The organism is Bifidobacterium sp. POST2/T3 (B1) (assembly GCF_058197115.1).
This window is the reverse complement of record NZ_JBVPQK010000064.1, coordinates 1-12,187: the sequence shown is the minus strand read 5'-3', so window position 1 is coordinate 12,187 and position 12,187 is coordinate 1. Positions and strand designations below refer to the sequence as shown.

The 12,187-nt window shown below is 62.1% G+C and carries 4 protein-coding genes and 2 pseudogenes; 1 reads left to right on the top strand and 5 read right to left on the bottom strand.

Translation table 11 applies throughout. The features are described from left to right. From AC0AP0_RS04740 to AC0AP0_RS04725, 4 genes and pseudogenes are all read right to left on the bottom strand, one after another. On the bottom strand, positions 1-551 hold a 551-nt coding region (locus AC0AP0_RS04740), incomplete at its 3' end, for a Bax inhibitor-1/YccA family protein (protein WP_490429533.1). Positions 552-872: 321 nt separating this feature from the next. Then, a pseudogene (locus tag AC0AP0_RS04735) lies at positions 873-3,541 on the bottom strand (InlB B-repeat-containing protein). 507 nt (positions 3,542-4,048) lie between these two features. Continuing rightward, on the bottom strand, positions 4,049-7,600 hold the full coding sequence (locus tag AC0AP0_RS04730; RefSeq protein WP_490429532.1) for an RCC1 domain-containing protein: 3,552 nt from the start codon (positions 7,598-7,600) through the stop codon (positions 4,049-4,051). A gap of 522 nt (positions 7,601-8,122) precedes the next feature. Beyond that, positions 8,123-10,539, bottom strand: a pseudogene (locus tag AC0AP0_RS04725) (InlB B-repeat-containing protein). 295 nt (positions 10,540-10,834) lie between these two features. On the opposite strand from AC0AP0_RS04725, the gene AC0AP0_RS04720 reads away from it, so the two are divergent. Further along, a complete protein-coding gene (locus tag AC0AP0_RS04720; protein WP_490429531.1) occupies positions 10,835-11,674 on the top strand; it encodes an aldo/keto reductase in 840 nt (279 codons plus the stop codon). A 120-nt stretch (positions 11,675-11,794) separates the two neighbouring features. Here the strand turns inward: AC0AP0_RS04720 and AC0AP0_RS04715 are convergent. Continuing rightward, a partial coding sequence (locus AC0AP0_RS04715) for a GTP pyrophosphokinase (protein WP_490429530.1) occupies positions 11,795-12,187 on the bottom strand: 393 nt, incomplete at its 5' end.

Genomic DNA, 12,187 nt, shown 5'->3' with positions numbered 1-12,187 from the left:
ATCAGCATGAGCAGGCCGGCCATGAAGATGGACCCCATGCCCAGCATGTTGCGCCGCGTGGTCAGCCCCAGCATGCTGAGGACGAAGAAGAAGCCTGCGCTGATCACCAGGGTCAGCATGATGGACGGCAGGGAGTAGGTGATGAAGATGGTGCTCAGGGTGAAGCCCATCAGGGCCGCATAAATGTAGAACATGATCCGGGCGGTGGAGGTGCGCATGCGCATAACCCGGACGCTCAGAATCATGGCGAAGGTCACCTGGACCACGGCCATGCCAATCCAGCCCAGGGCGCCCGTGGCCTGCATGAAGGCCATGAGCAGTCCAGTCCGGGCGGTCAGATAGGCCGTCAGGGCAGTGACCAGCAGGCCGACCGCCATCTCCGCATAGGCGCGGGACATGGAGACCCGCTCCGCCTTTTCGAAGCTGTATGCTGCGTTGGTGTCGATGGGCGAGCCCACGCCGTAGGGCTCACCACCTTGCATGGTCGGCATCGGCTGCTGCGCGTACTGACTGTATGGGGCCTGAGGCCGTGGATTCCCGTTGAAAGCCATCTGCTCCTCCTTGTCTTCCCGCCTGTGGCGGGCTGGTCGTCTTATTCAAGTCTACATGGCCGTTTTGGCGGTATACAGGGTGTTTGCTCTGGCTGGAATCGGGCGGGGATAGCGCCATAGGGGGGGGGATTGCATGCCCACATCCCGCCATGGCGGTTGCCCCTCTCCTGATGTGCCGTCCAGCCCTTGGAAGGGTGGACGGAGTGTGGTGGGGGCGCGGGAGGGAAGTGTCTCTTGGGGTTGAGCCTTATGTGGCACTTGTCCTGCCTGCTCCCCCTTGATGGGCCGGGGGCGGGGGGATTGATACGCCTCCGACCTTTCTTACTCGTGCGAAGCGTAAAGCAGCTGGTGCTGTTCTCTCCGGTGGCGGCGTGAGGCCAGGACCCCGCCCATGCCGGTCATGCCCGTAGCCAGGGCGAGCAGGATGCCTTCCCCGCCGGCTTGGGGGAGCACGCCTGCAGGCAGGTACGTGTATTTGAGGGAGGCGTCCGGCTGTTGTGCTGCGCCGCCTATCGTGTAGTCCACGCTGACGGTGACCGTGCCCGGCTGGTGTGCGGGCGTGGTCACGGTGACGCTGCCGCCGTCGCCGCGCGTCAGCCCTGATGCGGGGGTCTGGTCGAATCTAACACCGGTGATCACCGGTATCAGATTGAACACCACCGACACAGGAACGTTCGAGTCGTTTCTGAAGTCGTCGCCGAGCTGGCCATACCGGTTTTCTCCCCATGTGTTGGCGTTTCCGTCAGTACTGATCGCCAGCGAATGCCGCCAACCGCCGCTCACTAGTACGACGTTTAGCCAGTGGTCTGCAGAGCTTGTGGACTGATTGGAGGCGAACACTTTCACGGGGATTATCCGATTGTTTCTGGTGTTGTCGCCAAGCTGACCATAGCTGTTTAATCCCCATGCGTAGGCGTTTCCGTCGCTGCCCACGGCCAGCGAAAAGCCAGTGTTACAGTCTTTTCCTCCGCTGATCTGGTTGAATTTGATGTCTTGGCCGGGTGGCGGGGTGATGGTGGTTTGCTGTCCGCCGAGCTGGCTGCCCTTGTCGGGGTTGATGGTCCATCTGCCTGGCGTCCAGTGGGCGGTGAGGATGAGATTCTGGGTGACTGGCTTGCTGAAGTCGTAGGCGACCGCCCCGATGAACCATCCGTCGAACTGGTAGCCGTTGCGCGTCGGGTCGGGGGAGGGGCGCTTCGCCCTGCCGTACGGGTAGGATTACTGTTGAGGTTCGGGTGTCTGGCTTCCCTTGACTGTATTGAATGTGACCTGGTGGGTGGCGTCTTGTTGGCCGTCTTTAGTCAGGGTCTGGTCGACCGTGTAATTGAGGCTTCTGGTGAAAGGCTGATTGTCTTGTTTGCCGGTGATGGTGATGGCGGCTGGTCCGGGCTTGCGGGCGGGGATTTCCGTCTGCCAGGAGTTGTCTTTCCTGCTGAGTGTCAGTGCCTGGCTGTCCATGCTGGCTGTTTCCAGGATGGGTCCGGTGGCATTGTCGGTTCTGGCTGGCTTGCCTGGATTGTTTTGAGCGTCCAGGCTCCACGTGAACAGGTCGCCCTGTCGGTTGATGGCGGTGATGCTGCTGCCGGCAGCGGCGGCCTGTGTGTAGGGTTGTTCACTATTGTCTGCCCGGATGGCTGTTGCGCCGGGCTTCCAGGTCCAGATGCGGCCGTCCGTGCTGGTGATGACGGCCTGGTCCTTGTTGGCGGCGATACTGCTGGCTGTTCTGTTTTCGGGCAGACCGAGGGCTGCAGAACTGGCTGTGTTGTCGTCCAGGTACCGGGCCTGCCCGTCCGCGTCCAGGAGGAGGAACCCCTGGTTGAGGGCCTGGGCCTGGACGGTGCGCGTGCCCGGTTCCTGTTTGATGGGTTCTGGTTTGGCTTTTCCGGTGTTGCTTGTCTCCCGGGTCCAGGCCTGCCCGTCTGTGTCCACGACGAGGATCCGGCTGCCGGATGCGACGGCGAGGACGGCCTGCGCCTGCCCGGGCAGGCCGATGGCTTCCTGTGCTGCGGGTTTCGGGTTCGGATTTTGGCTGTCGGCCTGTATGGCCTGATAGGCGTGTACCTGTCCCTGCCGGTCCACGGCCAGGAGCAGGTCGCCGTTCATGCTTATGCTGATGAACCCGGCGTTCTGGCCGGTGTCCAGGATCGTGGGCGTTGATTGGCCCCTGTCCCAGGTGTAGATGTGCTGGTCGGATCCGATTGCGGCCTGCCGGTGGCTGCCGGCTGCGGCCTGCAGGTAGCGGAACCCGCCGGGAGCCTGGGCGGGGAAGGGCACCTGTGTTGTTGTGCCGTCTTTCGTCCATGTGTTTATGCGGCCGTCGCCGGTCACGCCGACGGTTTGGTCTCCTGCCGTGCGGATGCTCGTGTAATAGGGCTCCTGCCTGTCGGGCGGGATGATGGTCAGTCTGGTGCCGGAGGCGGGCCCATGGTCCGGGCTCAGCCGCCAGTCCGTGGTCTTCGTCCATTTGGCTTTCAGGGTCGTGTCCTGCAGGATCGGAGCCTGGAAGTCGTAGGGCTGGCCGTCACGTGTCCATCCGTCGAACCTGAAGCCATCACGCTGCGGGTTCTGCTGCGGGGGAGCGGCGGGCGTGCCGGTCTTCACGGTCTCCTGTGTGGGCGTGCTGCCGTCGGCCGGGTCGAAACGCACCGTGTGCGTGGCGCGATCAGCCGTCTTCTCTGTTGACTTGGCCGGAGCGGAGCCTGTGCCCTCAGGTGTTCCCGTCGGCGATGACGGGGCGTGCGGGTTTGGTGTTGCTGGGCTCAACGGTGGGGTGGCTTGTATCGGCGATGGCGAGGAAAGTGGAATATTTGATGCGTTGCCGGGGACAGTGGCAGGGGTTTGCTCAGCTACGCGAGGGGTCTGACGACCCCCCCCCCCCCGGTGAGAATGGGAGCGTCCGCCTGGGCGGATGCGACGCCCAGGCCCGCCAGCAGGCCCAGCAGGACGATCGTCATCGCCATGATGCGACGCAGACGGGAAACCACATGCATGAAACCAAAACCCCTTCACAAACACCAAGCGGGATCAACACCGCCTGCCTAATAAAGTTCTTCCTGCCAACGCCAACCCTGCATCACATCGCAGGAGCCAATGGCGCAAGCCAGCTGTCTTCTCGACATCCCCTATTTTTCACCCTACCACCCGGTCAGTAGACAACACACGAACCAGAGGCAGTTGCTTGGCGGCAGTGATCCTCTCGGTCAAGGAGAGTCGTTGTTGACAGCGTTATTTGAGAACGGGAGCACGGACAGCGTCCGGGCCGGCTCGAGTTGCAAACTTTGCAAACTCTATGGTCGACTCTTCTGTGTTCATCTCCATTCCTGGGCGGCAACAAGAGAGGTTTGCCTGTATCCTCACAGGCAGAAGTGTGGTGGGGGCGCGGGAGGGGTGTCGGCTCTCTTGGGGTTGAGCCTTACTTAAATGACACGTTTCTCCCTGCTCCCCCCCCCCCCTATATGGGTCGGGGGCGGGGGGATTGATACGCCGCCCGGCCCGTCTTACTCGTGCGAAGCTTGTGACAGTTGGCGTGTTTCCCTCCGGTGGCGGCGGGATGCCAGGATCCCGCCCATGCCGGTCATACCGGTGGCCAGGACCAGCAGGATGCCTTCCCCTCCGGCCTTGGGAAGGACTCCTGCGGGCATGTACGTGTATCTGAGGGAAGTGTCGGTCAGGTTATTTCCCGCGCCGCCCGTTGTGTATTTAACGCTGACTGTGACTGTGCCCGGCAGGTGTGCGGGCGTGGTGACGCTGACGCTGCTGCCATCGCCGCGGATCAGGTTCGTGCCGGGGCTGGTGTTGAAGGTGACGCCGGTGATCACCGGCTGTAGGTTGAACGCCACCGGTGAAGGAACAAGACTCTGCCTTCCTGCATTGGGATTGCCGAGCTGGCCATACCAGTTCTGTCCCCAGGCGTAGGCGACTCCGTCCGTGCCAATCACCAGTGAATTCTGCCATCCTGCGCTGACTTGCATGGCATTCAGCCAGGGTTCGGCCGAGCTCGTGGACTGCGCGGAGGCAAACACCTTCACCGGGGAATGCCGGTCACTGGTGGTGTTGTCGCCGAGCTGGCCGTAGTTGTTGCGTCCCCATGCCCAGGTGTTCCCGTCCGTGTCGACGGCCAATGAATGGTAAAGTCCTGCGCTCACCTGCACGGCTGTCACTGCGCCCGCATTCGCGGGGTATCGCACCTTTTGGGGAACATAATTCGTGTCTGTATTTGTGCTGCTGTAGCCGTTGCCGAGCGAACCGTACTGATTGTAGCCCCATGCCCATGTGTTGCCATCCTCGCCGATAGCTAATGCGAACCATCCGCCGGCGCTCACTTGGACGGCTTTCAGCCAGGGGCCCGCAGCAGCCGTGGATTTGTTTGAGGCGAACACGCGGCTGGGCGTGAGGTGGACACTATTGTCGGTGGTGTTCTTGCCGATTTGGCCATGGTGGTTGTAGCCCCAGGTGTACACGTACCCGTCCTGGCCGAGGGCCATGTCGAAGGACCAGCTGGTGCTGATCTGCACGGCGTGGAGGACGCCGCTCGCATCCGAAGGGTCCTTGACCGCCATGGGCACGTTCTGCGGGCTGAAGCAGTCATAGCCGCCTCCTTTGGATATGCCGCCCCAGGTGTATACGGTGCCGTCGGCGGCCAATGCCATGGAGTTCCAGGCTCCTGCGGCGACTTGGATGGCTTTCAGCCCTTCGCTGGAGTTGTTTGGCCCGTGCACGCGCACAGGTAGCGACGAATTGGATGTGGTGTTGTTGCCGAGCTGCCCGTGGTCGTTGAGCCCCCAGGCGTACACGTACCCGTCGCTGCCGATGGCCAGCGAATGATAGCCGCCGGCATCAGCCTGCACGTAGGTGAAATCCATAGGTGTGCCCGCAGGCTTTGGCACCGGGACGGGCGTGTTCTGCTGGACGGTCGTACCGTTGCCGAGCTGGCCGGACTTGTTGTTGCCCCAGGCGTAGGCGTTCCCGTCGCTGCCCACAGCCAGCGAATACCCCGTCAGATCACCATATACGTATCCTCCGCTGCTGACCTGGTTGAACCTGATGCCGTTTCTCGTTGCTGGTGGGGTGATGGTGGTGGATTCCTTACCGAGCTGGCTGCCCTTGTCGGGGTTGATCTTCCACGTGTTGTTGGGGTCTACAAGCGTCCATTTGGCGCTGAGGGTGAGGTTGCCGGTGACGGGCTTGCTGAAATCGTAGGCGATGTTGCCGGTGAACCATCCGTCGAACTGGCAGCCTTGGCGCGTCGGATCGGGGGAGGGGCGCTGGACCCTGCCGTAGACCGGCTGGATGCTCTGGTCCTGGGGGGTCGGGCCTCCTTCGCCCGTATTGAAATGGACCGTATAGGCGGAGCCCTCTTGGACGTCTCTGGTCAAGGTCTGGTCGACCGTGTAGTCGAGGCTTCTGGTGAAGGGCTGATTGCCTTGTTTCCCGGTGATAGTGATGATGGCCGACTCGGGAGTGTGGGCGGGCACGTCCGTCTGCCAGGAATCCTTATCTCTGGTGAGTTTGAGTGGCTGGCCGTCCATGCTGGCTGTTTCCAGGATAGGCGCTTGGATGGTGTCGGGCTGGGCTGGTTTTCCGGGCTTGCCCTGGGCGTCCATGTTCCATCTGAATATGCTGCCCTGTTTGTCAATGGCGGTGATCCCGCTGCCGGCAGCCGTGGCCTGCACGTAAACCTGTCCCATGTTGTCCGCGCGGACGGGCGTCTTGCCGGGCTTCCAGGCCCATACGTGGCCGTCTTTGTCAAGGACTGTGGCCTGATCGCTGCTACTGTTGATTCTGCTGATCTGCGTGCCGTCGGGCAGGCCGGCGACTGTGGGGCTGCTCATGCCATCGGCGAGATACCAGGCCTGCCCGTTCTCATTCAGGAGGAGGAACCCCTGGTTGAGGGCTTGGGCTTGGACGATGCGCATGCCCGGCTTCTGCTTGACGTGTGCGGGTTTGGCGTTGCCGGTATCGCTCGCGTCCCAGGTCCAGGCCTGTCCGTCCGTGTCCAGGGCGAGGATCCGGCTGCTAGAAGAGACAGCGGTGACGGCCTGTGCTTTTCCGGGCAGGCTGGTTGTGGCCTGCTGTATGAGTTTCGGGTTCGGGTCCTGGCTGTCGGCATCCCTGGCCTGATAGACGAGAATTTGTCCCTGCCGGTCCACTGCCAGGAGCCGATTATCGGTGATGCTGATGCTGGTGAACCCGGCATCCTGGCCGGTGTCGAGGATGGCGGGCGTCGACTGCTGGTTGTTCCAGGTGTAGATCCGTTGGTCGGATCCGAGGGCCGCCTGCCGTTGGCTGCCGGCTGCGGCCTGCAGGTAGCGGAACCCGTCGGCAGACTGGGCTGGGAAGGGGACCTGCTTGGGCGTGCCGTCCTGCGTCCAGGTGTGGATGCGGCCGTCCCCGGTCAGGCCGAGGATCTGGTTTCCTGCGGCTTGGATGCTGGCGAACTGAGGCTCCTGCCTGTCGGGCGGGCTGATGGTCAGGACGGTTCCTGAGGCGGGCCCGTGGTCCGGGCTCAGCGTCCAGTCCGTGGCCTTCGACCACTTGGCTTTCAGGGTCATGTCCTGGAGGACGGGGGTCCGGAAGTCGAAGGGCCGGCCGTCAAGCGTCCACCCCTCGAATCGGAAGCCTTGACGCTGAGGGTTCTGTTGCGGGGGAGTGGCGAGGGTGCCGGTTTTCACGCTCGCCTGGGTGGGCTTGCTGCCGTCGGCCGGGTCGAAACGCACTGTATGCACGGCTTGATCATCTGTCTTCTCCCCTGATTTGGCCGGAGCGTGGTCTGTGCTGTACGGCGTGCCCGTCGTCGATGGCTGGGCGCCTGGCGTGGGGCTTAGTGGCGTAGTGGCTTGTATTGGTGAGGGTGAGGACAGTGGAGTGTCTGTTGCGTTGCTGGGGGGAGTGGCGGAGGTTCCGTCAGCTACGCGAGGGGTCTGAAGACCCCCTTCCCCGGAGGGGATGGGAGCGTTCTCTTGGGCGGATGCGATACCCAAGCCTGCCAGCAGGCCCAGCAGGACGATCATCATCACCAGGATGCGACGCAGCCGGTTACCCAGACGCATGACTCATAAGCCCCTTCACCAAACACCAAGCGAAGCAAACGCCGCTTGCAGAATAAGGTTCTCCCTGTCGGAAAGCTGCTAATCGCTCAAGGCCAGTCCGCACAACAGACTGCACGAATCATGGCGGAACCCAGTCGTCTTCTCGACTTCCCCTGTCTCTCATCCTACCACCCAGCCCACAGACAACACATACAAGTCAAATCAGCTCTTTGACGACAATGAATTTTTTGTTGAGGAATAGCGTTTGTTTACAGCGATTGTCTGGTACTGGGAGCACGGACGAAGGCCGAGCGGACTAGGGTTTCTGTGCCCTTTGATTCACGTGCCCGAGTTTCCCTTTCGAGGGCAGAGGCGGGGCGCGCATGCCTGCTCCTAATTTCTGTCAGCGGCAGTTGACAGTAGTGTGGTGGTGGGGGCGCAAGAGGAGTGCCGGCTCCCTTGGGGGTGAGTTTTAAGTGGCATTCCTCCGTGCGCCCCTGTTGTAAGCCGGAGGTGGGGGGATTGATCAGCCTCCGGCCTGTCTTACTCGTGCGAAGTATGCAATAGCCTGTGCCGTTCTCTCCTGTGGCGGCGCGAGGCCAGGACCTCGCCCATGCCGGTCATGCCGGTGGCCAGGGCGAGCAGGATGCCTTCCCCGCCGGCCCTTGGGAGCACGCCTGCAGGCAGATACAGGTAGGTCAGAGATTTGTCAGTCAAAACCTGTCCTGCGCCGCCCATTGCGTAGTCGACGCTGACCGTGACCGCACCTGGCTGGTGTGCGGGCGTGAGCACGGTGATGCTGTTGCTGTTGCTAACAGGAGCCAGGTTCGTGCCTGGGCCGGTGTCGAACTTGGCTGCAGTGATCACCGGCTGCAGGTTGAACAACACCGACACAGGAACGTTTGAGTCGTCAGTAGTGCCGTCGCCGAGCTGGCCATAGATGTTTTCTCCCCAGGCGTATGCGTATCCGTTGCTGTCCAATGCCAGTGAATGATCGTCTCCGGCGCTGACCTGTATGGCTTTGAGTCCTTTGTTCGGATCCGTGGGGCTGGCGGGGTCGCGCACGCGCACAGGAACAGAGGAATTCGTTGCGGTGTTGTTGCCGAGCTGACCATGCTGGTTGCTGCCCCAGGCGTATACATATCCGTCGCTACCCAAAGCCAGCGAATGCCATTTTCCTGCGCTGACCTGCACATAGGTGAAGTCGGTCGGCACGCCTGCAGGTTTCCTCACTATGTTTGGCGTAATCCGTTGAGTGGTCGTCCCGTCGCCGAGCCAGCTATAGGTGTTGTCTCCCCTTGCGTAGGCGTTCCCGTCGCTGCCCACGGCCAAGGAAAAAACATAGGTATAGTATTTTGCTCCGCCGACCTGGCTGAACCTGATACCGCTGGTGCTGTCTGGCGGGGTGATGGTGGTGGTTTCGTGGCCGAGCTGGCTGCCCTTGTCGGGGCTGATCCTCCAGGAGGTGTTGGGGGGTTTGCTGGTCCACTTGGCGGTGAGGGTGAGGTTGTCGGTGACGGGCTTGCTGAAGTCGTAGGCGACTTCGTTGATGAACCATCCGTCGAACTGGTAGCCGCTGCGGGTCGCGTCGGGTGAGGGCCGTTGGACTCTTCCGTAGGGATAGGTGACTTGCTGGTCTCCGGGTTTGGGGCTTCCTCCGTCCGTCTTGAAGGTGACCGTGTAGGTGGAACTCTGTCGGATGTCCTTCAGAAGCGTCTGGTCGACCGTGTAGTTGAAGCTTCGGGTGAAGGGCTTGCCGTCCTGCCTGCCGGTCAGTGTGATGGTGACTGGTCCGGGCTGGCTTGCTGGCATTTCCGTCTGCCAGGAGCCGTCTGTTTTGTTGAGTGTCAGCGACTGGCCGTCCAGGCTGGCTGATTCGAGAATGGCCGCCTGGGTGGTATTGACTTTTGCTGGCTTGTCTGGCTGGCTCTGGGTGTTGATGCTCCATTGGTATAGGCTGCCCTGCCTGCTGATAGCGGTGATCCTGCCGCCCGTAATGGCGGCCTGCGTGTAGGGCTGGCTCCCGTTGTCCGCGCGCGTGGGCGACTCACCGGGCTTCCAGGTCCAGATGTGGCCGTCCGTGCCGGCGGTGACGGCCTGGTTCTTGTTGGTGGTGATCCGGCTGGCTTTCATGTTTTCCGGCAGGCCGGTGGTTGCGAGGCTTGTCTTGCCGTCGGCCAGGTAATAGGCCTGCCCGTTTGCGTCCAGGAGGATGAACCCCTGGCCGAGGGTTTGAGCTTGCCTGATGCGCATGCCCTGGTCCTGCCTGATGCGTTCGGGCTTGACGTTGGCGGTCTTGCCTGTGTTCCAGATCCAGGCTTGCCCGTCCGAGTCCACGATGAGGATCCGGCTGGGCGGGCTGATGGTCAATCGGGTGCCGGAGGCGGGCCCGTGGTCCGGGCTCAGCGTCCAGTCCGTGGCTTTACTCCATTTGGCTTTCAGTGTTGTGTCCTGTAGGACGGGGGTCTGGAAGTCATAGGGCTGGCCTTCGCGTGTCCACCCGTCGAACCGAAAGCCTTCACGCACGGGGTTGTTTTCCGGAGGGGATGCGAGGGTGCCGACTTTCACAGTTGACCGGGTAGGCGTGTTGCCGTCGCCTGGGTCGAAGCGCACTGTGTGCGAGGCGTGACCGTCCGTCTTGCCGGATGGCTTGGTTGTAGAGGATTCTGTGCTGTTGATGGCATCCTTCGGCGTTGACGGGCCCGGGCTTGGTGCCGTGGGATCCAGGGGTGATGCGGTTTGCAGCGGCGAGGGTGAAGGCAGGGGAGTGTGACGGGGGTTTGCTCAGCTACGCGAGGGGTCTGACGACCCCCCCCCCTCCCGCTAAATACATGAGTGCCCGCCGGACTGGCGGACACGACATCGTCCGCGTTGGCGGACGCGACACCCAGGCCTGCCAACAGACCCAGCATGACGATCGCCGTCGCCGATGCACGACGCAGGCGGGTATCCAGATGCATGAAATCAATCCCCTTCACCAATGCCAAGCGGTATCAAGGCCGCCTGCCTATCAGCATTAACGTCTTTCAAGTCGATGAACCGTCGCTACTGTGGGCGTCGATCGCCCATAAAGCAGAAGCCAGTTATCTCCCAACATCCCCACTTTTCACTTTACCACCAAGCCAACAGAGAACGCACGAAATGCAGAAGCGCGACGGTAGGACTTAAACAACAGCTGATTCCATCTTGCCTGCCGGATAGAATGAACAGACAACACGTCACGGCCTCTGATCGGCCGACAAGGAGTATGCCTATATGACCGGAAACGTCACCGATACCGTCGTCACCCTCAACAACGGGATCAGCATTCCCCAGTTGGGGCTCGGGGTCTTCCAAACACCCGACGGAGAGGCCACCAGTCAGGCCGTCACCTGGGCTCTGCAGGCGGGCTATCGCCACATCGACACCGCCATGATCTACGGCAACGAGCAGTCAGTGGGGGAGGGTCTGCGCCGCTCCGGGGTTGACCGGCGGGATGTCTTCCTGACCACCAAGCTCTGGAATGACGACATCCGTGCAGGGCGGACCAAGGAGGCCTTCAAGGAGAGCCTGGACCGGCTGGGCGTGGACTACTTGGACCTCTACCTGATCCACTGGCCCGCCAAGGGCTGGCAGCAGGCCTGGGAGGACATGGAGGAGCTCTACACTCAGCGGCGGGTGCGTGCCATCGGGGTCTGCAACTTCCAGAAGCACCACCTGGACGAGCTGCACACCATCAGCGGCACTAAGCCTGCCGTCGACCAGATCGAGTCCTCACCCCAGTTCGTCAACGACGACCTGATCGACTACTGCCACGGTACCCTGCGTGTGGACGTGGAGGCCTACAGCCCATTGGGAGGCACCGGCGGCAACCTGCTGGCCGACCCCAGGCTCAAGGCCATGGCCGAGCGCTATGACCGCTCTCCGGCGCAGATCGTGCTGCGCTGGCATCTGCAGCGTGGGGTCATCGTCATCCCCAAGTCCACCCACAAGGAGCGGATTGAGCAGAACGCGCAGGTCTTCGACTTCGAGCTGAGCGATGAGGATATGAAGGCCATCACCGCCATGAACAGGGACGAGCGCACCGGCGCGGATCCCGACAAATTCGACTTCTGAGTAATGGTGGTACAGGAGGAGACCCGACCTTGCAGGCGGGGCCTCCTCCTGGGACCCGGCGGAAGCCCCAACCCTTCCACCTGGCCTGGTTCCTATGGTAAAGGATTTGTGAGGATTCAGCTAATCGGTATTGCCGCTGATGGCTTCGTCGTCGGTCTCCTGTTCCTGGGGCGAACCTGAGATGTCGCGGTGGATGGACTGCATCTGCACCTCGATGTTCTGCAGGGAGCGGGCGCAGTCCAGCAGGGTCTGCGAATGCTCGGCCAGGCGGGCGTCGGGCAGGTCGGACTTGTAGCGCAGCTGGTGCTCCAGTGAGGCCCAGTAGTCCATGGCGATGGTGCGGAACTGCACCTCGACCGGCGTGTAGTGGGGGCCCGATGTCAGGAAGACCGGCACGGCGTAGATGACGTGCAGGCTGCGGTAGCCGTTCATCTTGGGGTTGCGGATGTAGTCCTTGACCCTCAGCACCTGGATGTCCGACTGGTCGGAGAGGTAGCGGGAGACCGAGTAGAC

Coding starts and splice junctions, on each gene's coding strand:
- AC0AP0_RS04730 (WP_490429532.1), bottom strand. CDS start 7,600: ATGCGTCTGGGTAACCGGCTGCGTCGCATCCTGGTGATGATGATCGTC.
- AC0AP0_RS04720 (WP_490429531.1), top strand. CDS start 10,835: ATGACCGGAAACGTCACCGATACCGTCGTCACCCTCAACAACGGGATC.